Source organism: Desulfobacter sp., assembly GCA_028768525.1.
GTDB lineage: Bacteria > Desulfobacterota > Desulfobacteria > Desulfobacterales > Desulfobacteraceae > Desulfobacter.
Map to the genome: position 1 here is coordinate 1,252,912 of CP054837.1, position 23,826 is coordinate 1,276,737.

Consider the following 23,826-nt stretch of genomic DNA (forward strand, 5'->3'; position numbering starts at 1 on the left):
CAGATCCTATCTAGAGAAGGGTCGCTTTAATATATTCCACTCCGTTTTCAAACAGCCGGATGCCCGTCACCACATCACCGCCCGGGGTTTTCCCCTGGCGTTTGGCCTGCTCTTTTTGCCGGGGCCAGTCCGGATGGTTGGTGAAATGGTTGTAGGCTTCTGGATGGGGCATGAGTCCGAAAATACGGCCCGTGGGATCGCAGATCCCGGCGATATCGGCCATGGCCCCGTTGGGGTTGGCCGGGAACGCGCCATTGGCCGGTTTCCCGTCGGCATGGGCATACTGGAAGACCACCTGGTTGTTTTCAATGAGCCGGTCGATCACGGCCGGGTCGGCCACAAATTTACCCTCCCCGTGGCGGATGGGATAATCCACTGCATCAAGGCCCCTGGTAAACACACAGGGGCTCTCCCCGTTGGGTGCCAGGCGGACCCAGTGGTCCCTGAAATTGCCGCAGTCGTTAAAGGTGATGGCAACGGATCTTTTGGTGTAGTCATTGTCCAGCCCGGGCAGCAGACCCAGGTTCACCAGGGCCTGGAACCCGTTGCAGATACCGATGACCAGCTTTCCGGCCGCCACGAAATCCAGCAGGTCTTTGCCGATATTATTTTTCAGCTTCAGGGCCTGGATCACCCCGGCGCCGTGGTCGTCGCCCCAGGAAAAGCCGCCGCCGAAGGCCAGGATATGGTAGTTTTCCAGGCGTTCTTCTCCTGAAATCAACGTGTTGATATGCACCCTGTGGGCCTGGGCCCCCGCCTTTTCAAAGGCCAGGGCGGTTTCATTGTCGCAGTTCAGGCCGAAACCGGTCAGTATCAGCGCCTTTACCGTTTTCATATCATCTCTCCAAAGGTCTTGTTAAATGCCTGGTCAAGGGCGGTGATGGACAGGTCCACCAGTGTTGCGCCGCCTTCCCCCCTTACAGCCAGCCGGTCATGGGTATCGGTTACCGATCCCACACAGGCACAGGGCAGGCCTTTGCATAATTTTTCAAATGTCTCTTTATTTTCCGGGGCAATGGTGAGGATAAAGCGGCCGGCGGATTCGCTGAACAGAGCGGCTTCATGGCCCAGGACGCCCTCCCCTTTTACCGGGAGTTTGGACAGATCGATATCCATACCCAGGCCGCCGGCCATGGCCTTCATGGCCAGATGGATACCCAGCCCCCCCCTTGCCACGGCATGGCAGGAGGCCACAAGTTCCTTGTCTATTGCCTTTTCCAGGGCCTTGTAAACCACCCGGGACCCTGAAAAATCCACCTGGGGAACGTTGACCCCGGTTTTGCCGAACATGTCATAGTATTCAGAGGCACCCAGTTCATCTCCTGTGGCACCCAGCACATAGACCAGGTCACCGGAAATTTTCGGATCCAGGGTCACACATTTGGCAATATCGTCCAATACCGAGGTGGCGGAGATCTGTACGGTTTCCAGGGCGGAAACCTTGGTCCGCTCACCGAACTCCCCTTCCAGATGCCCGTCCACATACATGGAATCCTTTCCGGAAAGCAGAGGGATCTCATAGGCCATGCAGGCGTCTTTCAGAGCCCGGCAGGCCCGTACCAGCTGGGCGGCCTTGAATTTGCCGTCGGGATTGGATTTGGGATCATACCCGATATTGGGCCAGCAGAAATTGTCCAGGCCGCCGATGTGGTCAAAGGCCCCGCCCACGGCCAGCAGCCGGCGCACCGCCTCGTCAATGGAACAGGTCATCATATGATAGGCGTCGATCCTGGAATACCAGGGCAGCAGACTCTGGGAGAATGCCAGGCCTTTTTCACTGGTCAGCACCGGCCGGGTCACCGAAGCATCCGAGGGGATGTTGTGGTTCACCCCGACAAGGGGTTTGACCACGGACCCGCCCTGGACCTCATGGTCGTACTGGCGGATGATCCATTCCTTGGAGCAGATATTGGGCCGGGAGAGCATATCTTCCATGATGCCGTTGAAATCAGTGGGGGTGGAAATCACCGGCTCGGTGAGCCCCCGGGTTTCAGGCGAGGTCCAGAGCGCATCAAATTCCCAGGCCGGGAATCCCTTGTCCAGCAGGTCCATATCCACATAGGCACAGGTTTCATCCTTATATTTAATATGGAGCTTACCTGTATCCGTATACTGGCCGATGACCGTGGACTCCACCTCGTGAAGGGCGGACAGCGCCATGAACCGGTCCAGGTGTTCGGGTTTGACGGCAATGGTCATCCGCTCCTGGGACTCGGAGATCCAGATTTCCCACATGTCCAGGCCTTCATACTTGAGGGGAACCTTGTCCAGCCAGACCTCGCAGCCGTTGGACAGCATGGCGGACTCGCCGACGGAGGAGGAAAGCCCTCCGCCCCCGTTGTCCGTGATAAAGGTGATCAGCCCCTCGTCCCGGCAGACCAGGAGGAAATCATGCATTTTTTTCTGGGTATAGGGATCGCCGATCTGGACGTGGCCGGCCGGGGTATTTTCCGAATAGCTTTCCGAGGAGGCGGTCACCCCGTGGATGCCGTCCTTGCCCACCCGGCCGCCGCTCATGATGATCAGCTCGCCCGGGGAGGTGGTTTTCTCGTGGCTGGGCCGGTTGTCGACGGTTTTGGGCATGATCCCCAGGGCCGTAACAAAGACCAGGGATTTTCCCATATAGCCGTGGTCGAAAAGGGTCTGCCCGAAGGTAGTGGGCACCCCGCTCTTGTTGCCCCCGTCCTTCACCCCTTCGATGACCCCGTCCAGCAGGCGCCGGGGGTGCAGCGGCGGTTTCAGGGGGCCGTCGTAATTTACATCCCCCACGCAGTATCCGAAACTGCCCATGAACAGCTTGGAGCCCAGCCCCGTACCCATGGGGTCCCGGTATACGCCGACGATGCCGGTGATGGCCCCGCCGTAGGCCTCCATATTGGAGGGGGAGTTGTGGGTCTCGCCGGTGACCACGTAATTGTTTTCTTCGTCAAAGGTACCGACCCCGGCATTGTCCCAGAGAACGGAAACCACCCACTCTTTTTTATCCTTGAGTTCCAGGGTGGGATCCTTGATATAGGTTTTGAACAGGGAGTTTTCTTCCACGGTGTCACCGGTGTCGGCGTCGGTGTAGCGGAATATCCCGTTGAATGTATTATGGTTGCAATGGTCGGATCTGGCCTGGGAAATATATTCCAGTTCCACGTCCGTGGGTTTGGAAAGCCCGACTTCTGCCCGGTCGGCCAGCACTTTTTCATCCAGAAAGTATTCCCGGATCACCGGGATATCCTTGGGGTTCAGGGCCAGGTTCCGCTCGTCGGAGATTTGTGCCAGCATTTCGTTGCTGTCAATATTGACGATGTCAAAACAGGGCTCATGGTTGAGAATCACCTTGGCCGGCTTCACATCTGCGCCCACAGCCTTATCCCACTCATCCTTGTGAAAAACCTTGAACTGCTGGATGATGGCATTGGAAAGAATTTCTGCGGCAATCTTCTCCGCATCCTCCCGGCTCAGGTCACGGCCCTTCAGGCAATACCGTTTGGAGGTGTAAATGCCGTCGTCGCCGGTAAATTCCTTGCCCAGCACATCCTTTACCGCCTCCATGGCCGTGGCACCGGCATTGTCCTTTACACCGGGCCGGAATCCGATCCAGATGCACCAGTCGAAGTCCATATCCAGAGGAGAAAGACTTGATACCTGGGTCACCGGGTTGGTGAAAATCTCCTCCCTGGCACGCTCAAGTTCCGCCCCGTCCAGGTCAGATTCGATGGTCACAATGTGGATACACCGCGCCCTGTCCATTTTGATTCCAAAATAGGAATCCGCCTTTTTTACCAGTGCAGACCCTTCGGCATCCCTCAGGTCCGGCTTTAGTGCAACTTCGATATTTGAAATCATCCTATCCACCATTAAAAATTCTAACAATATCGTTATAAAAAACAAAGATCATTAAGGTTACAAGCACTGCCGCACCGAATTGGATCAGCTTTTCGCGCAGCTTGTCGCTCACCGGGCGGCCGATGAGGGCCTCAATGCCGAAAAAGAGCAGGTGGCCGCCGTCCAGCACCGGGATGGGAAAGAGATTGATTATCCCCAGGTTCACAGATAGCAGTGCAATAAACCATACAAAATTAACCACGCCCGCCTTGGCCTGCTGTCCGGCCATCTGGGCGATCATTATCGGCCCGCCCAGGTTGTCGGCGGACACGGTCCCGTTGATCATTTTGACCACCGAAAGGACGGTCAGCTTCACCAGCCCCCAGGTGTCGGCAATGGATCTCCCCATGGCCCGGATGGGCCCCAGCCGTTCGTGGAAGGTTTCACCGGAACCGACGATCCCGATGACATACCGGTTTTCAGCCTCCCCAAAAAGGTTCTTACCCTCCTTTATTTCGGGAACCATGGTAAATCCCACGACCTCCCCCTCCCGCTGCACCAGGACGAACACTTCCTTTCCGCCGCCTTCGGCGATGATGGCCGGGATATCCTCAAAGGCCTTTACAGGGGTATCATTGACCTCCTTGATAAGGTCGCCGGATTGAAGGCCTGCGGTTTGAGCCGGGCTGTTTTCCACGACTCTGCCGACCTTGGGCAATGCCATATAAATACCGGAAACCTGGTAGAGCAGATAAAAAATCAAAATGGCCAGAACAAAATTGAAAGCCGGTCCGGCCCCCACAATGGCGGCCCGTTTCCCCAGGCTTTTATGGGAAAAGGAAAGCGCCTTGTCAGCCGGATCAATCTCGGCACCGGCCTCCTCGCCCACCATCTTTACATATCCCCCCAATGGAATGGCTGAGATACAATATTCGGTCCGCCCGACCCTGCGCCTTAAAAGTTTGGGGCCGAATCCCAGGGAGAAAACTTCCACCCCGACTCCGCAGAGCCGGGCCACAAGGAAATGACCCAGTTCATGAAAAAATACAAGAACACCGATAACAATAATAAATGCAACGGCAGAGTGCCCCATATGACCTCACTAATTGATTTTTGAAATTCGGCAGACCAGGGTTGCGGCGGTTTCCCTGGCCCAGTGGTCGGCCTCAATAATACCTGAAAGCCCAGGATTGTCAATGCGGGTGTGTTTGCCCATGGCCTCGGAAATGATGGTAAAGATATCAGTAAATTTTATCTCTTCTTTCAGGAAGGCGGCCACGGCCACCTCATTGGCTGCATTCATCACCGCAGGCAATGTGCCCTTCTGCCGGCAGGCTTCAAAGGCAAATTCCAGGGAGGGGAATTTTTGGGTGTCCGGGGCTTCAAAATCCAGGCTGCCCAGCGTGGCAAAATCCGGGAATCCAGTCCCCAGGTCCAGGCGGTCCGGCAGGGAAAATGCGTAGGCGATGGCCCCCACCATATCCGGCACCCCCATCTGGGCCATGACGGCTCCGTCTTTAAATCCCACCATGGAATGGACAATGCTCTGGGGATGGACCACCACCTGGATATCGTCCTGGGAGACATCAAAAAGGTGGACGGCCTCCACCACCTCAAGTCCCTTATTCATTAGCGTCGCCGAATCAATGGTGATTTTGGCGCCCATGTTCCAGGTGGGGTGGTTCAGCGCATCGGCCAGGGTAATCTCTTTAAAGGTCTCTGCGGGCCGGTTCCTGAAGGGGCCGCCGGAAGCGGTGAGAAAAATCCGTTTCATGTCCCGGGCCGGGTTGCCCCTCAGGCATTGGTAGATGGCCGAGTGTTCTGAGTCCACGGGCAGGATCTCCACCCCCTTTTCCCGGGCACGGGCCATGACCAGCTCCCCGGCCATGACCAGGGTTTCCTTATTGGCCAGGGCAATCTGTTTTCTGGCCTCTATGGCGGCCAGTGCCGGCTTGAGCCCGGCCGCCCCCACCATGGCAAGGAGGACCATGTCGGTTTTTTCCCATTGGGCGGCCTGTATGTATCCGGCCTCCCCCCAGAGGATTTCAGGGCAGTATCCGCCGGCCAGTTGTCTGGCCAGTTCGTCGGCCCGGTTCTGATCAAGCACAACGGCCAGGGCCGGTTTGAACTCGCTGATCTGTCGGGCCAGAAGGTCAACATTGGTGGCGCCGGTGAGGCAGTTCACCCGGAAGCGGTCCGGGTGGCGGCGTACAATTTTAAGGGCCGAGGTGCCGATGGAGCCGGTGGCCCCGAGAATGGACAATGACTTCATTGAATTAATACCAGGAATGCGTAAAGTACGGGGACGGCCAGCAGCAGTCCGTCAATGCGGTCCAGCATCCCCCCGTGGCCGGGCAGGATCCGGCCGGAATCCTTGACCTGGTGCACCCGCTTCATGGCGGATTCAAACAGGTCGCCGATCTGTCCGGCAACGGCCATGATCAGTGCACAGGGAATACATAAGAGGGCGATGGATAAATCTGAAAAGAAAATCAGGCAGAAAACAAACCCGGCAATCACCGAGGCGGTCGCCCCGCCCACTGAGCCCTCAATGGTTTTGTTGGGGCTGATCTTGGGAGCCAGTTTGTGCCTGCCGAAAAAGGTGCCGGCGTAAAAGGCGCCGGTGTCGTTGGCAAAACAGACAATAAGCAGCCAGATAATCCAGAGTACGCCCCCGGGACCGGCATGGATAAATACCAGCATGGCCAGGGCCAGGGGGATATAAACAATGCCCAGTACCTGCCTGGCCACCAGGTCAAACACCCGGGGGGTTCGTGAAAATCTTAAGAGCACAAAAACACACAGGGTCATTAGGTTCAGGGCCAGGATGAGGAAGATGATCTGCCAGGAAGACAGGCAGGCCCCCATCACCAGTATCATGGATACGGTGTAGGAGATAATTTTTATGGTCTGGGAGACCGGCCCCTCTTCATTGCCGCAGATAATCCGCAGGTATTCCCGAATAGCAAAAATGGCCACCACTGAAACCAGTGCGGCCACAAGAATATTGGTACCTTTGACAATGATCCAAAGTACGAGGGGAACTAGAACAATTGCGGTTAGCCATCGCTGGAGGTGCTGCATTTTACCTTCCCGAACCTGCGGTCCCTGTTTTGAAAATCGATTAAAATCCCATGGAACTCCTGCCGTGAAAAATCAGGCCAGAGGGTGGATGAGATAAAGAGTTCCGAATAGGCGGCCTGCCACATCAAAAAATTAGAGAGCCGGAATTCCCCGGAGGTCCGGATAATAAGATCCGGGTCCGCCATCCCCCCCGTGTAAAGGTGGGCTGAGATGGTTTCGTCAGTGATCTCTTCAGGGCTGAGTGCCCCGGACCGCACCTTCCGTGAAATAATTTGCACCGCCTGGGTGATCTCTTCCCTGGATCCATAGCTCAGGGCCAGGTTCAGGATCATCTCTTTATTTTTCCGGGTCAGCTCCATGGTCCGGACGGCCTCCTCACGCACATCCTCGGGCAGGCGGTCCACCTGTCCCAGGATATTCAACCGGATTCCCTTGGCGTTCATTTCATCCCGCTCGGAAACCAGGAAGCGCTTGAGAAGCGTCATCAATGCCTTGACCTCCGCTTTGGGGCGTGCCCAGTTCTCCGTGGAAAAGGCATACAATGTCAGAATCCCGATGCCCAGTTCCCGGCATGCTGCAACCATTTCCCTTACGGTTTTGGAGCCCTGTTCATGGCCTTTGACCCGGTTCATGAGCCGTTTTTTGGCCCATCGCCCGTTGCCGTCCATGATCATGGCCACATGGGCGGGCAGGGTTTCCATATTCAGTCCTGCAGGTAGAGACATATCAGACTTCAAGAATTTCCTTTTCCTTGGCGGCAAAAATCTCGTCCAGCTTTTTTATGGACTGGTCAGTGAGGTCCTGGACCTGTTTCTGGGCCTTGAAGCTGTCGTCTTCGGAGATATCCCCTTCTTTCTGCAGGTCCTTGAGCATTTCATTGGAATCCCGGCGGATGTTCCGGACAGCGACCTTGAAATCCTCGCAGGTCTTGGAAACGCTTTTGACAATTTCTTTTCTGCGCTCCTCGGTGAGGGGAGGGATGGAGATGCGGATCAGTTTGCCGTCATTGGAGGGGGTCAGGCCGATATTGGCCTTGAGAATAGCTTTCTCCACCTCGTTGATCACGGAAACGTCCCAGGGTTTTACGGTGAGCAGCCGGCTTTCGGGCACCGCCACCGTGGCCATCTGGGGAAGAGGAGTCTGTGTGCCGTAATAATCGACCTTGACGCTGTCAAGCATGGACTGAGATGCCCGCCCGGTACGAACCTTGGTCATTTCGTTTTCAAAGGCGTTTTCAGATTTCCCCATCCGTTCTTTGGTTTCTTCGAGCACATCATTAATCATAACAACACATCCTTAAAAAAGTTAACAGCCAGCAGCGAGAACAGCTATCACTGGGCACCTTTCGGGCAGCTGCTCTCGCTGTTGACTGTTCTCAATAAAAACTACTTATTATAAATCCTGGTACCGATATCCTCGCCGGTGACCGCTTTAAAGATATTGTCGGCCTGGTGAAGGTCAAACACCTGCAGGGGCAGGTCATGTTCCATGGCAAGGGAGATGGCAGTCATATCCATGACGTGGAGCTGTTTTTCAATCACCCTCATATAAGAGAGTTCATCAAACATCACCGCATCATCATGGACCACAGGGTCTTTATCATAGACCCCGTCCACCTGAGTCGCTTTGAACAGAATCTGGGCACGGACTTCATTGGCCCGGAGCACAGCTGCGGTATCAGTGGTAAAGTACGGGTTGCCCGTACCTGCCGCAAAAATAACAACCCGCCCCTTTTCAAGGTGGCGGATGGCTTTCCTGCGTATAAACGGCTCTGCGATTTTGTCCATGGCAATGGCGGTCTGCACCCGGGTGGGCACATCGCATTTTTCCAGGGCATCGCAAAGGGCCAGGCTGTTGATCACAGTGGCCAGCATCCCCATGTTGTCGGCAGAGGTTCTGTCCATACCGGCAGAAGACCCTGCGACCCCGCGAAAGATGTTGCCGCCGCCCACAACAATTGAAATCTCCACCCCTAGACGATACACCTTGGCCACCTCTTCGGCAACATAGTGAATCATCTCAGGGGTGATGCCGAAGCCCTGATTTCCCATCAGGGCTTCGCCGCTCAGCTTGATTAGAACCCGTTGAAACTCAGGTTTTTTATCCAAGACTTATTCTCCTATCTGGAAACGTGCAAATCTTTTGATCTGAATATTTTCACCGATCTTGCCGATTGTTTCTTTCAGGACATCTTCAATGGTTTTCTGGGGATCTTTAACATACTGCTGGCTCATGAGGCAGACTTCTTTGTAGAATTTTTCCACCTTTCCGTCGACAATTTTGTCGATAATGTTTTCAGGCTTGCCCTCTTCCAGCATCTGGGCACGGTAGATTTCCCGTTCTTTTTCGATCAATGTGGGATCCACGTCCTCTTTGACCAGACCTGCGGGATTGGCCGCTGCAATGTGCATGGAGATATCTTTTGCAAAGTTGGCAAAGTCATCGGTTTTTGCAACGAAATCAGATTCGCAGTTCACTTCCAGAAGAACACCCAGCTTGGCGCCGGTGTGGATGTAGGAGAAAATGATACCTTCGGAGGTGGACCGGCCTGCGCGTTTTGCGGCCTTGGCCAGGCCTTTTTTCCTCAGAAGCTCAATTGCTTTTTCCATGCTGCCGTCGGCTTCTTTCAGGACTTTTTTACAGTCCATGATGCCTGAGCCGGTAGCTTCACGAAGCTCCTTTACCATTGCTGCTGTAATTTCAGCCATTTTTATTCTGCTCCTTAATAGTCGTCGTTATTCAGTCACTGCTTCCTGTTTTTCTTCAGGAGCGGCAGTTTTTCTTTTGATCTTTTCCACTACGGGACCGTCGGTGCCGTCGGAGACCACTTCGATGCCGATCTTTTCACCGCCCTTGCCAGCGGGTTTGCTTTCGCTGTCTTCTTTGTCGGCGTTGGCACGCTGTTTTTCCTCCCAGATCTGACGGCCTTCGATGACGGCGTCGGAGATGCTGGAAGCAAAGAGGCGGATGGAACGGATGGCGTCGTCATTGCCGGGGATAACGTAATCGATGTCATCGGGATCGCAGTTGGTATCGACTACGGCAACAACGGGGATGCCCAGGCGTTTTGCCTCTTTGACGGCAATGGACTCATTCTTGGGATCAACAATGAACAGGGCGCCGGGCAGTTTCTTCATGGTGGAGATACCGCCGATGGCGAACTCAAGTTTGGCTTTATCCTTGAGCATTTTAATCTGTTCTTTTTTGGGATAGTTTTCCAGGGTGCCGTCGTTCTCAATGGTATTGAGGAAGTGGTACCGGGAAATGGTGTTTTTAATGGTCTGGAAGTTGGTGAGCATCCCGCCCAGCCATCTGTTTTCCACGTAGAAAGACTCTGCACGATTGGCTTCTTCGTAGATGGCTTCGGAGGCCTGTTTCTTGGTACCGACGAACAGGATGTCTTTGCCGTTGGCGGCCACGCTTTTAATAAAATCGTGGGCATCCTTGAACAGCTTGACGGTCTGCTGAAGGTCAATGATGTAGATACCGTTTCTGGCGCCAAAGATGTATTTTTTCATCTTGGGGTTCCAGCGTTTGGTCTGATGTCCGAAATGGACGCCTGCTTCCAGTAATTCTCTGATCGTGATGTAAGCCATTTTTTCTCCAAATTTTTAAATGGTTTTAAAAAACTCTTCCACCCGCTTCTCCCCCGGATATCGACTTTGGGAAAAGCACCGGACTCCGGGTCCACGGGTGTGTCTTATTTGCGTACAAAAGCAAAATCCAAATGTATATATCAAAAATAATATGGATAATCAATTATTTTTTGAGAACAGCCAGGCGGTCATGACCGGCAAGATCCTTGATAAATTCAAGGCCGGCCACCCAGTCGAATTCGGCCGCCAGGGCCGTCATGCCGGGCTTTTGATCAAACCCCATCTCAAGAACCACCTGCCCTCCGGGATTCAGGCGGCGGCCCGCCTGGGCCAGAATAACCCGGATGGCATCCAGGCCGTCGGGCCCGCCGTCCAGTGCAAGCCTGGGCTCATGGTCTTTTATTTCCGGCGCCAGGGTTTCAATATCGCCGGCTGGAATATAGGGAGGATTGGAAAGGATCAGGTCAAAGCCGGCATCCGGAGCAACGGCATCCATCCAGGATCCGCGGAAAAATAAAACAGGGGTCGCACTGAGATTCCGGGCATTCCCCGCCGCCGTTACAATGGCCCGGGGAGACAGATCCGATCCGAAATAAAGATGGTCCGGGCACTCGCCTGCCAGGGACACGATAATGGCGCCGGACCCGACCCCCAGTTCCAGCACCCGGGCTTTTTTCCCGGCCCATTGGGGATCATTCAGAAAGGCGGCGGCGGTTTCCACCAGCACCTCGGTATCAGGCCTGGGGATGAGCACGCCCTTGGCAACAGCGAAGCGGTCATTGTAAAACCCCTTCTCACCGGTGATATAGGCCACAGGTTCCCGGGCCACCCGGCGCTTTATCAAGGCCTTGAAATCCGACAGTTCCTGCTTTTCCAATGGGCGGTCATGCTGGAGATACAGATCCAGCCGACGCATATCAAGAATCTTGGACAAAAGGATTTCGGCGGTGAGCCTGGGGCTGTCAATATGATGCTCCCCGAAATACCCTTCCGTCCAGCCCAGCAGTTTTTTTATGGTCCATTCCGCCACAGCGTCCTCCGGCGACGGACCTAACCCATTTCCTTGAGGGTTTCGGCCTGGTTATGGGTTCTCAGGGCATCGATGATTTCCTGGATATCACCTTCCATGATATTGTCCAGCTTATAGAGGGTCAAACCAATGCGGTGGTCCGTCATCCGGCCCTGGGGGTAATTGTAGGTGCGGATACGGCCGGATCGGTCGCCGGTACCCACCTGCCCCCTGCGGTCGGCCGCCCGTTTTTCTTCCTCCTCCCGTATCTTGGCGTCAAGAAGGCGGGATTTGAGTACGTTCATGGCCTTGGCCTTGTTTTTATGCTGGGATTTTTCATCCTGGCAGGTGGCCACCACCCCTGTGGGAACATGGGTGATGCGGACGGCGGAGTCGGTGGTGTTGACGGACTGGCCGCCGGGTCCCGAGGATCTGAACACATCGATTTTGAGATCCGCAGGATTGATATCAATATCCACATCTTCGGCTTCCGGCAATACGGCGACGGTTACGGCTGAGGTATGAACCCTGCCCTGGGTTTCGGTCTCGGGGACCCGCTGAACCCTATGGGTGCCGCTTTCGTATTTAAATTCGGAAAAGGCCCCGTTGCCTTTGACCAGTGAGACCACTTCCTTAAACCCGCCGGCGGCGGAATCATTTTTTTCAATAATTTCGATTTTCCAGTTTTTGGATTCGGCAAACCGGGAATACATGCGGAAGAGATCTCCGGCAAAGATCCCGGCTTCTTCCCCGCCGGTACCGGCCCGGATTTCCAAAATGACATTTTTACCGTCCCTGGGATCCTTGGGCATGAGCAGCACATTGAGATCGGCATTGAGGGACTCGATCCGGGTTTCCAGTTCCGGAATTTCCTCTTTGGCCATGGCCCGGATATCCGGATCATCGTCCTTGAGAAGTTCTTTGGCTTCGCCCAGCTCTTCCAGGGCAGCCTCATATTCCCTGAACACCGGTACGATTTTATTCAGCTCCCCGTGCTCCTTAAGGTATTCCTGGTACTTTTTCTGGTCAGCAATAACTGCAGGATCGCTGAGCAGATGTTCAAGTTTTATAAACCGTTCTTCAATGCCTTTTAATTTTTCAATCATGGTTCAATCCCCCCGGCATAACCCCCGGGTTTAAAAATGGGTCAGGAAAATCGGGTGAAACTCACCCGGTACAAATTCAAAAGGGGCGCTTTTGGAAAAAGCCCCCCTTTGATTGTTCCAGGCAATGAAACGCTAAACCAGTTTGCTTGCGTCAAACCCTGCGTATTTTTTCTTGAAGCGGTCAATACGGCCGGCAGTGTCAACCAGTTTCTGTTTACCGGTGAAAAAGGGATGGCACTGGGAACAAATTTCAACCTTGATGTTTTCCTTGGTGGATCCCACTTCAAAAGTCGCACCGCAAGCACAGGAAGCGGTGGTTTTAGTGTAGTTCGGATGGATGTCTTTTTTCATGTTACACGTAACTCCTTGGGGCCTTCGTTATAAAAGACCGATCATTAATATGGTAAAGTAAAACGTTTCTTGAACTTCAAATCCATTAAGAATTCATCAATTCAAGAAACTCTTTATTATCCTTTGTTCCTTCCATTTTTTCAAGTAAAAACTGCATGCTGTCCACAGAATTTAAACTGGAGAGCAGTTTTCTCAAGATCCAGACCCGGTTCAGGACCTGGGGATCCAGCAGCAATTCTTCTTTACGGGTGCCGGATTTATTCATGTCAATGGCGGGAAAAACACGTTTGTCGGCCAGCTTTCTGTCCAGCACCAGCTCCATATTGCCGGTTCCCTTGAACTCCTCAAAAATAACCTCGTCCATTCTGGAGCCGGTATCCACCAGGGCTGTGGCAATAATGGTCAGACTGCCGCCCTCTTCAATATTTCGGGCAGCACCGAAAAACCGTTTGGGCCGGTCCAGGGCATTGGAATCCACACCGCCGGACAGGATCTTGCCCGAGGGCGGCATCACAGAGTTGTAGGCCCTTGCCAGACGGGTAATACTGTCCAGAAGGATGACCACGTCATGGCCCTGTTCCACGATTCTCTTGGCTTTTTCAATGACCATCTCCGCCACCTGGACGTGGCGTTCTGCGGGCTCGTCAAAGGTGGATGAAATCACTTCCGCCTGAACGTTCCTGGCCATATCCGTCACTTCCTCGGGGCGCTCGTCAATGAGCACGATCATGGGAACGATATTTTTATGGGCCTTGATCATGGAATTGGCAATGTTCTGGAGCAGCATGGTTTTACCGGCTTTGGGCGGTGAAACGATGAGGCCGCGCTGGCCGAACCCGATGGGGGCCATCAGGTCAATCACCCTCATGGAATAGTTGTCCGGCTCGGCTTCCAGGTTCATCTTCCGGTCGGGATACAGGGGCAGCAGATTGTCAAACAGAATGGTCTCTGCCGCCTGCTCCGGGTTCAGAAAATTAACGGCCTCCACCTTGAGCAGGGCAAAATACCGCTCTGAATCCTTGGGCTGACGGACCTGTCCGGAGATGGTGTCACCGGTCCTCAGGTTAAACCGCCGGATCTGGGAGGGGGAGACATAGATATCGTCGGGACCGGGCAGGTAATTATACCCCGGCGCCCTCAAAAACCCAAAACCGTCCGGGAGAATCTCAAGGGTTCCCTCCCCGTAAATCTGTCCGCTTTCCTCAATATTGGCCTGGAGCAGGGCAAAAATCAGTTCCTGTTTTTTAAGCCCCCCAATGCCCTGGATATTATATTTTTTGGCAAGCTTGGTCAGCTCGCTGATTTTCATCTTATTGAGTTCTACAAGATTCATTCACTCTCCCGGTTTTTAGTTTTATTTATTTTTAGGTTTAGTTGGATCAGTTGTATTAAGGGATACCTTTTTTGACAATGTGGAAGCTTATAGCGACCTGCAGAAAAAAAGATAGATGCTGGTGTATAATAATACAAGGAGCTAAATAATGCATTAGTTTTTTTTTGTCAAGCGCTCTTTTTAAGTTTCCCATATAAATGTGAAACCGACTGAAATAATTCTTCTTTGTCTCCATTATTATAGATAACCTGGTCGGCGCGCTTTATTTTTTCATCCTGGGCCATCTGAAGGGCAAGCATTTTTTCGGCACTGCTCCGGGTCACCCCGTCCCGGGCGGCTATCCGGGAAGCCAGGCTGCTGTCCATTGCCGTCACAACCACCACCACATCAAAGTAAGCCGCCATGTCCAGTTCAAAAAGCAGGGGAACCTCCACGGCGCATGCCGGCTCCCCAGTATACCGGGCGCCATTCATCTGGCGGACCATCTCCTTGATGATAACGGGGTGAAGAATATCTTCCAGCCGCTTTCGCAGCCCAGGCTGTTCCACAATCATCTTACGCAGCCCGGCCCGATCCAGAGACCTGTCCTTTGCCACCACCTTCTGGCCAAAAACCGAGACTACCTTATTATAAGCATCCCGTCCGGGCGCCACGACCTCCCTGGCAATTTTATCGCAGTCCAGGGTTTCCAGCCCCAACCGCCTGAACGCTTCGCAGACCAGGCTTTTCCCCGATCCCGCAGATCCCGTCACCCCGATTTTCATTATTTTTTCCATTCCAGCTCCGTTTCCGCCCTCCTGAATCGTTCTCTCCCTGTATAAGGTTTGACTTATAATAGGGTCATGTGCTACGGTTCAATCCGTTTTATCCAAGTAACCCTTAACCTGCAAGCATAAAGGAAGCCAAAACGTGGAAAGAACCTTATCCATTATTAAACCAGACGGTGTCCAAAAGAATATTATTGGTGAAGTCATCAAGCGTTTTGAAACCAACGGCATCAAAATTGCCGCCATGAAAATGATTCACCTGACAAAGCCCCAGGCCGAAGGATTTTATGCGGTCCACAAGGAACGCCCCTTCTTCGGCAGCCTCACCGATTTCATGACCTCCGGCCCCATCGTTGTCATGGTCCTTGAGGGGGAAGGCGTTATCGCCAAAAACAGAAAACTCATGGGTGCGACCAACTTTAAAGAAGCCGAAGAAGGCACCATCCGCAGGGAGTACGCCACTGACATTGAAAAAAATGTCGTCCACGGCTCCGACGCTCCGGAAACCGCCGCTTTTGAAATCGGCTACTTTTTCAACGACCTGGAAATCCAGAACCGGTAAGACAACCGGAGTTGACCAAACAACCGCCCCCTGCAGTATCTGACTTCTGCAGGGGGCGTCTTTTTGCGTCCGGCGGAATCAGGGAATCAACAGTTCGAAACCCGTTGCCGCATCGGGCCGCCGCATGCCCGAAGTCTCCACAATCTCGTGGACAATCACCTCCATCACCTGCCACACCCGCACCCCGTTTCGTACACATCCGGTTATTGTTGACGCATCCCTTCCACAGGCCATATGCATATGCAGTACAGGCTCCCCCGCTTCATTGGGAAAAAGCGTACCCGTACCCGACACTTCATGCACATTATCCAGCACCCTGGTTTTAGGAACTATGGTTTCCACCCGGCCCTGTTCCGGCCCTGTCACCAGGACGCTGCCCCTGTCCGCTCCGCCCAGGACGATCAGTGACGCCGCCCGTATCTTTTCTTTCCGTGCAAACGCCTCAATGGCCTCGTGAACCACATCTCCGTCCTCCAGGCGGATCACAAAGACCCGCCCGCTCTTTGCCTGCGAATATTTCATTTTCCCTTCATTTCCTTTCTTTGAGCGGCAGGATTCATTTTCCCGGTTTCATATCCACCCAGATCCAACGCCACAAACGCAAATCCGATTCCCGTCAATTCCCGACTGATTCTTTCCCTGACCCCGTCTTCAAGCATCCGGGGAAAATCCCCGGGCAGCAATTCAATCCTGGCCAGATCACGGTGGCAGCGGACACGAACCTGTCCCAGCCCCATATCCCGGAGCATCTCTTCGGCCTCTTCCACCATTTTCAATCCCTTCAGGGTGATCTTCTCTCCCAGGGGAATCCGTGTGGCCAAACAGGACTGGGAAGGCAGGTTCCAGGACTCAAGCCCCATGGCCTTGGAACATGCCCGGATTTCCGCTTTTGAGAATCCGGAGGACACCAGGGGGGCCTTAAATTCAAGGGACTCGGCCGCCTCAATGCCGGGCCTGTAATCCCCCAGATCATCCACATTGATCCCATGAGCCAGGGTATGAATACCACGGCCGGCCGCCGCTTTTTTTATCATAGAAAAAGAACCTCCCTTGCAGTGGTAACACCGCCGGGCACCATTTCGAACCACATCTGGATTGTCAAAAACATCCATTTCAAGGCAGAGGTGTTCAACCCCCAGGCCCTTGGCAATTCGTTTTGCCCGTGCCACCTCTTTTTGGGTAAAAAATGCGGAGACCACGGTAACGGCAAGAATCCGTTCCAGGCCGGCCGCCCTGGCCGCCGCCAGCAAAAATACAGAATCGGCACCGCCGGAAAAGGCCAGCGCCATACAATCATATTGCTTGATTTCTTTTTTCAGATTTTCGAACTTGCCTGTCAATTCAACCGGCATTGCCGGATCATGTATGTTCATAAATTTCAAATTTGGTTTCCGAATCGGTCAGGGCGTCGATTCTCTCCTGGTATGACCGGCGCTTCTCCGAAATCAGCCACGTGGACCAGTCCTCCACACTTTCCCATTTAGAAATGATCAGGTATTCATGGGAAAGATCCGTCCGTCTCATGGTTTCAGCACCGATATACCCTTTCTGGCTCATCGCCAGGGCAATCAACTCCCTGTAAAGATTTTCCAGAAGTTCCCCCTTGCCTGTTGCCACCTTGCGCCTGATCAAAACCGTAACAGCCATGTTCACCTCCGGGTCTATTTTGTTTCCAGCCTCTTTTTATTTTAGCCCGACAAATATTAAATTTTCAATAAGATTATTCTTGACTTTAAAAACGGCTTTGTGTATAACCCCCATCGTTGCTTCTGCTGGCTGATCGTCCAATGGCAGGACTACGGACTCTGACTCCGTCAATCTAGGTTCGAATCCTAGTCAGCCAGCCACTGATAATAAAGCCTTTCAGGGATTTCCCTTGAAAGGCTTTTTTGCGTCTGAGATATCTTGTCCCCACATAGTCCCCATTTTCCAAATGATGTTAAGTGAATAACAACCAGGGCTCCATTCAAATATCCTCTATATGGAAAGATTCAACCTAAATTTAAAAAGAGCCAGCTTTGAGTTCAATCAATCGATAATTTTTATAAAATGGAGAAAAAACTGGGGACTATGTGGGGACTGCGCAATTCTCCGATTAATTAATTATCACAATCAGGATTCAATTATTTCCCAAAAACGGAGTCAAATTCAAATTATAATACCCCAAGATAACGCCACCGCCCCTCTGATTCGTAGTCAGTGACCTTTGGCTTTCACACATCCTTAATTAACGCTAAACACCCTATTTAAGGGCGTTTTGAATTTTCCACATTTTGACAAAATCGGCTATTTTTCATATATTCCAGAAAAAGTGCCATACCTGAGATTAAGAAAGTACCCTCAAATTATATATCCATGACAATGCTTTTAGGATTGATCGCTTTCTTCAGAAAAAACCTAAGGCTCAATAATACCATCATTGTGGTATAGTAAAAAATTTAAATCGGTAGATATTACGTCATCATTGATCCTCGTTATATTGACCGCCTGGGCTTCAGGTCAGATTACACCGCAAGATAACGTACAATATCTTTCGCACATTTAGAAATTGAAAAGATGGTCTCAACTTGGTTATTTTTAAGTCGCCAAACAATAAGAATAACTAAGAAAGGAGACCATCTTGGCTGAAGATTATACAACATCCATGGGTAAAGTCATCAAAATAGACGAATCCAAGATTCAGGATCACCTCGGTGAGTTAGTTCGTGGCACTGTTGAAGAGACATTGAACAAAATGCTTGATGCAGAGGCCGACCAATTCTGCAACGCCGGTCGTTATGAGCGAACCGAAGGCAGGAAAGATACCAGAGCCGGTTATTACCAAAGGAAACTGCATACCAAGGCCGGCGAGGTTAAATTAAATGTCCCCAAACTCAGGCAGCAAAAATTCGAGACCGCCATCATAGAACGATATCAGCGACGTGAGTCATCCGTTGAAGAAGCTATGATTGAAATGTATCTGGCTGGGGTCTCTGTAAGGAGGGTCGAGGACATCACCCAGGCTCTGTGGGGAACAAAGGTAAGTCCAGGCACTGTAAGTAATTTAAATAAAAAGATCTACGAGCATATAGAAAATTGGCGGAATCGCCCCATTGAAGGCAATCATCCATATGTCTATCTGGACGGTATCGTATTAAAACGAACATGGGCGGATGAAATTCGAAACGTGTCAGTTCTTGTTGCAGTGAGTGTTTCAGAAGACGGCTATCGCCAGGTATTGGGTGTCCAAGAGGGGCATAAAGAAGACAAATCAGGATGGTCAGGATTCCTAAAGCACCTCAAGCAAAGAGGACTTACTGGTGTAGAACTCATTATTTCTGATGCCTGCCTTGGTTTAATCGAATCCATCGGGGATTTTTACCCAAATGCCAAATGGCAGAGGTGTGTCGTCCATTTTTACCGTAATGTATTCAGTGCTGTTCCCAGAGGCAAAATGAATGAGGTATCCCGCATGCTCAAAGCGATCCATGCATCCGAGGATAAGAAAGCTGCCCTGGAAAAGGCAGATGCTATTATTGATCAGCGTCATTTATAATTCCCGCCAAACGACAATTAAAATTCCCGAAATTTAAGAATCAAAAAAAATGGTAGAAACATCCAAATTGAACAGAAGGAGAGATTTGGATGGTAACGGACCAGCAAGTGAGGAGGTTGTTCAAGTTGATTCAGTCAGAGAAGAGTTTCGGGATAGCAGCAATGAAAGCTGGAATGGATGAAAAAACAGCTCGAAAGTACCGTGAACACGGGAAGTTGCCGAGTGAACTCAAAACGGATCATACATGGCGCACACGCAAAGATCCGTTTGAGGAGACCTGGGATGGTATCAAAGGCATGTTGACCATAAATCCAGGTCTGGAGGCCAAGACACTGTTTGAGGATTTGCAACGCAGACACCCCGGCCGGTTCGCCGATGGACAATTACGGACCCTGCAACGGAGAATAAAGCAATGGCGTGCTACAGAGGGGCCGCCCAAAGAAATCTTTTTTGCTCAAATTCATAAGCCTGGCGAATTATGCCAGTCAGACTTCACCCACATGGATAAACTGGGCGTCACTATAGGCGGCGTCCCTTTTGACCACCTGATCTACCATTTTGTTTTGACCTATTCCAATTGGGAGACAGGTACAGTCTGTTTTTCAGAGAGTTTCGAAAGCCTGAGCCAGGGCCTGCAAAATGCCCTATGGGAACTTGGTGGTGTGCCGCAGCAACATCGCACCGATTGTCTGACATCCGCTGTTAACAAGGTAAGTCACCCTGAGGAGTTCACCAGCAGGTATCAGGATCTTGTTGACCATTACGGTATCATTCCTTGCAAAACTAACCCTGCCAGCCCCAATGAAAATGGAGACGTGGAGCAGCGCAATTATCGGTTCAAAAAAGCCGTTGACCAGGCCCTGATGCTGAGAGGACACCGGGATTTTAAAGACCGGGAAGAATATGACTTGTTCCTGGCCAAACTGTTCGCACAGCTAAATGCCGGTCGTAGGAAACGGTTTACACAAGAACTGGATCTCCTACACCGGTTGCCCAAACGCCGGCTTGATGCATGTAAAAAGATGGATTTAAAGGTTGGTCCCAGCAGTACCATTCGGGTCAATCACAACGTTTACTCTGTAGACAGCAGGCTCATAGGAGAAAATATCCAGGTCCGCCTCTACATGGAATGCCTGGAGGTCTGGTACGGCCAGAGAAAGGTCGATACTTTGCCAAGGTTGCGGGGTGAGGGCAAATATAAAATCAATTACCGGCATATCATTGACAGCCTGGTCAAAAAACCGGGGGCATTTGAAAATTATCGTTATCGTAATGCCATGTTCCCCACCAGCCGGTTCCGGATTGCCTACGATCATTTAAGAAAGCGTTATACCGTTAAAAGCTCAGCAGCAAGGTATCTGAAAATATTATACCTGGCAGCAAAGACAAGCGAGGTGGCAGTAGACAGCGCCCTGATGGTTCTAATAAACGAGGATCAGGAAATCAGCAAAGAGGCTGTTAAACGCCTTATTGAGTCCAACGCCTCTGTCAGCAGGCCGGATGATGTTCATATCCAGGCAGTTGATTTGACTCGTTATGACCAATTGCTCAAGGGGGTGGCGGCATGATCAATGATCGGGATCAGATAGACACCAATCTTAAAAGCCTCCATATGCCGACCATGCGCCGCAGTTATGAAGAAATGGCGGATCAGGCCAGGGCGGAGGCATGGGGATATGAAAAGTACCTCTTACAATTGTTGAGTCTCGAATGCGAAGTCCGCTGGCAGAACCGGATATCACGTAACCTGAGGGCATCCAAGTTGCCATCTTCCAAGACATTTGAGAATTTTGATAAAAAGCGCCTCCCCTTAAAGGTTGCCAATCATTTAAGTGTCCTGGTCAACGGCGCTTTTTTAGAGCGCTGTGAAAACATCCTGGCCTTTGGTAATCCGGGTAGCGGGAAAACCCATCTGCTCTGTGCCATTGGCCATGAATTAATTGCAAAGGGTAAGCAGGTTCTTTTTATCTCATGCAGTCAGCTCGTCCAGGATCTGCTGATTGCCAAAAGGGATCTTGAGCTAACCAAAAAACTCAAATCCCTCTCCAGGTTTGATGCTGTGATTATAGATGACATTGGGTATGTCCAACAAAGCCGGGGAGAAATGGAAGTGCTGTTTACCTTTTTGGCGGAACGGTATGAACAGGGCAGCCTGATGATCACGAGCAATCTTCCGTTCTCTAAGTGGGAACAGATTTTTAAGGACCCTATGACAACGGCAGCAGCCATCGACAGACTCGTTCATCACAGTATCATCCTTGAATTGAATGTGGAAAGCTATCGCATGGAACAGGCTAAAATGGAGGCCGAATAATGATCGAGACCAGATATACCAGGCAGGAGATTGTTGAGATTATTAAAATGATCCGACTGGATTTATACAATCGAGGCCTGAACTGCGGTGCCGGTGCTATCAGCAAGGAGATGGAAGCGGAAAATATTGAACCAATGCCGTCAGCAAGCACTATCGGACGGATACTATCGATAGAGGGCTTAACCCATGGAAGAACCGGGTTTTGTGATGGTAATTAAAAGGACTTTTTACCGGATTATAATGGGGGCCAGCCCCCAAACCCCCGGAGTTTAGCGCATTATAGACCAAAGTATGAGAGCAAAAAGCGAAAGGCCGTACGTGGAAAATACGGCCCCTCATACTTCAGTCACCTTCTCGGCGCTCAGGTTGCTCTCCAGCATAGCCTTATCCTCCGGAAGGATGGTCTTAAAAAACATAATCAGAATTGTTTTGCAAGTATTTTTTAATGAAATTAAATGGTTACGCAGGTTGGGGAACGGGAGTTTTAATTGTCGTTGAAGGAAAAAAATATTTGTCGTTGATCATATTATCGAGAAGTTAAAAAAGAAAAAGCTCAACAGTGCCGCTGGTACTGTGGAAAAGGGAATAGCAGATACTTTGACGTACTATGACTTCCCTGCAGAGCATTGGCGGCGAATTCGAACAAACAATCCTCTTGAGCGGATTATGAAAGAAATAAGAAGACGAACTCGAGTGGTTGGAGCCTTCCCTGACGGCAAATCTGCTCTAATGTTGGTAGGTGCAAGATTGCGGCACATCGCAGGTACCAAATGGGGTTCCAAAAAGTATCTAAATATGAACCTTTTAAAAGAAATGGAAATTGAAAGAGAACACGTGGCCTAATAAATTATCAAGTTGAGACCGAGGCCAAAAGTGCGAAAGATTCTTGACGGAACCCACCGCAATACTTTTTCCAGGCTCTGTAAATAAAATTGTGTAACTGCTCATAATTCTGTAGTTAACGAAGAATTAGAAAAGAAGGATGAGCAGACATGGACAAGAAGAAACTTGAAGCCTTGGTAAAAGAGCTTGCCAAGGACGTTAAATCAGAAAAAGACCTCTCAACACTTACCAGTGAAATAGTCAAATTGACAGTTGAGACAGCTTTGAATGCCGAGATAGAGGACCATCTGGGCTACCCCAAAAATAGCCCAGATGGCCGGAACTCTGGTAACAGCCGTAATGGATATTCCTCAAAAACATTAAAGGGCGATTTCGGGCAAGTTGAGATGCAGACGCCCAGGGATCGAAACGGCACTTTTGACCCTCAGTTCGTTAAAAAAGGCCAAACCCGGCTGACTCAGTTTGATGACCAGATCCTGGCCCTCTATGCGAAGGGTATGACCACCAGAGATATCGTAGCCACTTTTAAAGAGATGTATGGTGCTGAGGTCTCCCATACCCTGATTTCCAAAGTAACCGATTCTGTGATCGATCAGGTCAATGCCTGGCAGAACAGGCCGCTGGATGACATATATCCTATTATTTACCTGGATTGCATCGTCATTAAAGTCCGCCAGGACAACCAGGTCGTGAATAAATCCGTATATATTGCATTGGGCATTAATTCAGAAGATCATAAAGAACTCATGGGACTCTGGATCGCAGAGACAGAGGGAGCCAAGTTCTGGTTGTCTGTCCTGACCGAACTTCAAAGCAGAGGATTGAAAGATATCTTCATTGCCTGCGTTGACGGACTCAAAGGATTTCCAGATGCCATTAAAACCGTTTATCCGGAAGCAAAAATCCAATTATGCATCGTTCATATGGTTAGAAATTCTCTTAAATATGTTGTCTATAAAGACAAAAAGCAGGTCGCAACGGATCTTAAAGCTATTTACAATTCAGCAACCGTGTCTGATGCAGAGAAGTCTTTGGATAATTTTTCAGAACGCTGGGATAAAAAATATCCACCCATCAGCAGATCCTGGCGCAGCCACTGGGACAACCTGATTACCATTTTCGATTATCCCCAGGAAATCCGTCGAATCATCTATACCACCAATGCGATTGAGTCTTTGAACAGTGTCATTAGAAAGGCGATTAAGAACAGGAAGATTTTTCCAAGCGATAATTCTGCTTGTAAAATTATATATTTGGCAATAATGTCAGCCTCAAAGAAGTGGAGCATGCCGCTTCAAAAGTGGAAACCGGCCATGAACCGATTCTCCATTGAATTTGAAGGCAGATTTCATGTATAGGGAAATGGCAGTTACACAGAAAAATTTACAGGCTCTTTTTCCAGTCCGGTCTGCCTTGGATTCACGGCCGGTGAGCCTCAATATAGCGGTTCTCATAAATAAGTTCCATTTGAACCATGCGGAAAGACATGATGCCACTGGAATTTACGAAC

General features: G+C 51.1%; 23 protein-coding genes, 1 tRNA gene and 2 pseudogenes. 8 read left to right on the top strand and 18 right to left on the bottom strand.

The window, feature by feature from the left end:
• Window positions 1–10: 10 nt before the first annotated feature.
• The 15 genes from HUN04_05755 to HUN04_05825 form a co-directional block, all read right to left on the bottom strand.
• A complete protein-coding gene (locus tag HUN04_05755) occupies window positions 11–835 on the bottom strand; it encodes a phosphoribosylformylglycinamidine synthase subunit PurQ (protein ID WDP89262.1) in 825 nt (274 codons plus the stop codon).
• Window positions 832–3,837 carry a phosphoribosylformylglycinamidine synthase gene (locus HUN04_05760; GenBank protein ID WDP89263.1) on the bottom strand — a complete coding sequence of 1,002 codons (3,006 nt, stop codon included), beginning with the start codon at window positions 3,835–3,837 and terminating at the stop codon, window positions 832–834. Before HUN04_05760 ends, HUN04_05755 begins: the two co-directional genes overlap by 4 nt.
• 1 nt (window position 3,838) lies before the next feature.
• Window positions 3,839–4,909, bottom strand: coding sequence for an RIP metalloprotease RseP (gene rseP / locus HUN04_05765; GenBank protein WDP89264.1), 1,071 nt, complete (start codon window positions 4,907–4,909; stop codon window positions 3,839–3,841).
• A 9-nt stretch (window positions 4,910–4,918) separates the two neighbouring features.
• Window positions 4,919–6,088 (bottom strand): 1-deoxy-D-xylulose-5-phosphate reductoisomerase, encoded by a 1,170-nt coding sequence (locus HUN04_05770; protein ID WDP89265.1) that lies wholly within the window; start codon window positions 6,086–6,088, stop codon window positions 4,919–4,921.
• Window positions 6,085–6,900, bottom strand: coding sequence for a phosphatidate cytidylyltransferase (locus HUN04_05775; GenBank protein WDP89266.1), 816 nt, complete (start codon window positions 6,898–6,900; stop codon window positions 6,085–6,087). Before HUN04_05775 ends, HUN04_05770 begins: the two co-directional genes overlap by 4 nt.
• The gene (locus tag HUN04_05780; protein ID WDP89267.1) at window positions 6,876–7,625 is read right to left on the bottom strand and encodes an isoprenyl transferase; all 750 of its coding nucleotides are present in this window, start codon (window positions 7,623–7,625) and stop codon (window positions 6,876–6,878) included. Before HUN04_05780 ends, HUN04_05775 begins: the two co-directional genes overlap by 25 nt.
• 1 nt (window position 7,626) lies before the next feature.
• Complete coding sequence (frr, locus tag HUN04_05785; protein WDP89268.1) at window positions 7,627–8,184, bottom strand: ribosome recycling factor; 558 nt, start codon at window positions 8,182–8,184, stop codon at window positions 7,627–7,629.
• Window positions 8,185–8,285: 101 nt separating this feature from the next.
• Window positions 8,286–9,008, bottom strand: a complete 723-nt coding sequence (locus HUN04_05790) for a UMP kinase (GenBank protein ID WDP89269.1) — start codon at window positions 9,006–9,008, stop codon at window positions 8,286–8,288.
• Between the two features lie 3 nt (window positions 9,009–9,011).
• On the bottom strand, window positions 9,012–9,608 hold the full coding sequence (gene tsf, locus HUN04_05795) for a translation elongation factor Ts (protein WDP89270.1): 597 nt from the start codon (window positions 9,606–9,608) through the stop codon (window positions 9,012–9,014).
• Between the two features lie 27 nt (window positions 9,609–9,635).
• Entirely contained in the window at window positions 9,636–10,496 is an 861-nt protein-coding gene (gene rpsB / locus HUN04_05800; protein WDP89271.1) for a 30S ribosomal protein S2, read from the bottom strand.
• A 163-nt stretch (window positions 10,497–10,659) separates the two neighbouring features.
• Window positions 10,660–11,526, bottom strand: a complete 867-nt coding sequence (gene prmC, locus HUN04_05805; GenBank protein WDP89272.1) for a peptide chain release factor N(5)-glutamine methyltransferase — start codon at window positions 11,524–11,526, stop codon at window positions 10,660–10,662.
• A gap of 20 nt (window positions 11,527–11,546) precedes the next feature.
• Complete coding sequence (gene prfA / locus HUN04_05810) at window positions 11,547–12,611, bottom strand: peptide chain release factor 1 (protein ID WDP89273.1); 1,065 nt, start codon at window positions 12,609–12,611, stop codon at window positions 11,547–11,549.
• A gap of 132 nt (window positions 12,612–12,743) precedes the next feature.
• Window positions 12,744–12,962 carry a 50S ribosomal protein L31 gene (gene rpmE, locus HUN04_05815; GenBank protein ID WDP89274.1) on the bottom strand — a complete coding sequence of 73 codons (219 nt, stop codon included), beginning with the start codon at window positions 12,960–12,962 and terminating at the stop codon, window positions 12,744–12,746.
• 85 nt (window positions 12,963–13,047) lie between these two features.
• Complete coding sequence (gene rho, locus HUN04_05820) at window positions 13,048–14,295, bottom strand: transcription termination factor Rho (GenBank protein ID WDP89275.1); 1,248 nt, start codon at window positions 14,293–14,295, stop codon at window positions 13,048–13,050.
• Window positions 14,296–14,462: 167 nt separating this feature from the next.
• Window positions 14,463–15,062 carry a dephospho-CoA kinase gene (locus HUN04_05825; GenBank protein ID WDP93173.1) on the bottom strand — a complete coding sequence of 200 codons (600 nt, stop codon included), beginning with the start codon at window positions 15,060–15,062 and terminating at the stop codon, window positions 14,463–14,465.
• A 142-nt stretch (window positions 15,063–15,204) separates the two neighbouring features.
• Here HUN04_05825 and ndk point away from each other — a divergent pair, with 142 nt between their 5' ends.
• A complete protein-coding gene (gene ndk / locus HUN04_05830; protein WDP89276.1) occupies window positions 15,205–15,624 on the top strand; it encodes a nucleoside-diphosphate kinase in 420 nt (139 codons plus the stop codon).
• 78 nt (window positions 15,625–15,702) lie between these two features.
• On the opposite strand, the gene HUN04_05835 is transcribed toward ndk, so the two are convergent.
• From HUN04_05835 to HUN04_05845, 3 genes are read right to left on the bottom strand one after another with little or no spacing between them, the layout of a single operon-like run.
• The gene (locus HUN04_05835; GenBank protein WDP89277.1) at window positions 15,703–16,146 is read right to left on the bottom strand and encodes a DNA-binding protein; all 444 of its coding nucleotides are present in this window, start codon (window positions 16,144–16,146) and stop codon (window positions 15,703–15,705) included.
• Window positions 16,143–16,976 carry an ATP-dependent sacrificial sulfur transferase LarE gene (gene larE, locus HUN04_05840; GenBank protein WDP89278.1) on the bottom strand — a complete coding sequence of 278 codons (834 nt, stop codon included), beginning with the start codon at window positions 16,974–16,976 and terminating at the stop codon, window positions 16,143–16,145. The genes HUN04_05835 and larE overlap by 4 nt, the downstream gene beginning before the upstream one ends.
• Before the next feature lie 7 nt (window positions 16,977–16,983).
• Window positions 16,984–17,271, bottom strand: a complete 288-nt coding sequence (locus tag HUN04_05845; GenBank protein ID WDP89279.1) for an antibiotic biosynthesis monooxygenase — start codon at window positions 17,269–17,271, stop codon at window positions 16,984–16,986.
• Between the two features lie 126 nt (window positions 17,272–17,397).
• Between HUN04_05845 and HUN04_05850 the strand changes: the two genes are divergently transcribed.
• From HUN04_05850 to HUN04_05880, 7 genes and pseudogenes are all read left to right on the top strand, one after another.
• Window positions 17,398–17,471 (top strand) — tRNA-Gln (locus HUN04_05850).
• 797 nt (window positions 17,472–18,268) lie between these two features.
• Window positions 18,269–19,144, top strand: a pseudogene (locus tag HUN04_05855) (IS256 family transposase).
• 143 nt (window positions 19,145–19,287) lie between these two features.
• On the top strand, window positions 19,288–20,727 hold the full coding sequence (locus tag HUN04_05860; protein WDP93174.1) for an IS21 family transposase: 1,440 nt from the start codon (window positions 19,288–19,290) through the stop codon (window positions 20,725–20,727).
• The gene (locus HUN04_05865) at window positions 20,724–21,473 is read left to right on the top strand and encodes an ATP-binding protein (protein ID WDP89280.1); all 750 of its coding nucleotides are present in this window, start codon (window positions 20,724–20,726) and stop codon (window positions 21,471–21,473) included. The genes HUN04_05860 and HUN04_05865 overlap by 4 nt, the downstream gene beginning before the upstream one ends.
• A complete protein-coding gene (locus tag HUN04_05870) occupies window positions 21,473–21,691 on the top strand; it encodes a hypothetical protein (protein WDP89281.1) in 219 nt (72 codons plus the stop codon). The genes HUN04_05865 and HUN04_05870 overlap by 1 nt, the downstream gene beginning before the upstream one ends.
• Before the next feature lie 316 nt (window positions 21,692–22,007).
• A pseudogene (locus HUN04_05875) lies at window positions 22,008–22,316 on the top strand (transposase).
• Between the two features lie 149 nt (window positions 22,317–22,465).
• Window positions 22,466–23,674 carry an IS256 family transposase gene (locus tag HUN04_05880; GenBank protein ID WDP89282.1) on the top strand — a complete coding sequence of 403 codons (1,209 nt, stop codon included), beginning with the start codon at window positions 22,466–22,468 and terminating at the stop codon, window positions 23,672–23,674.
• Window positions 23,675–23,826: the final 152 nt, after the last annotated feature.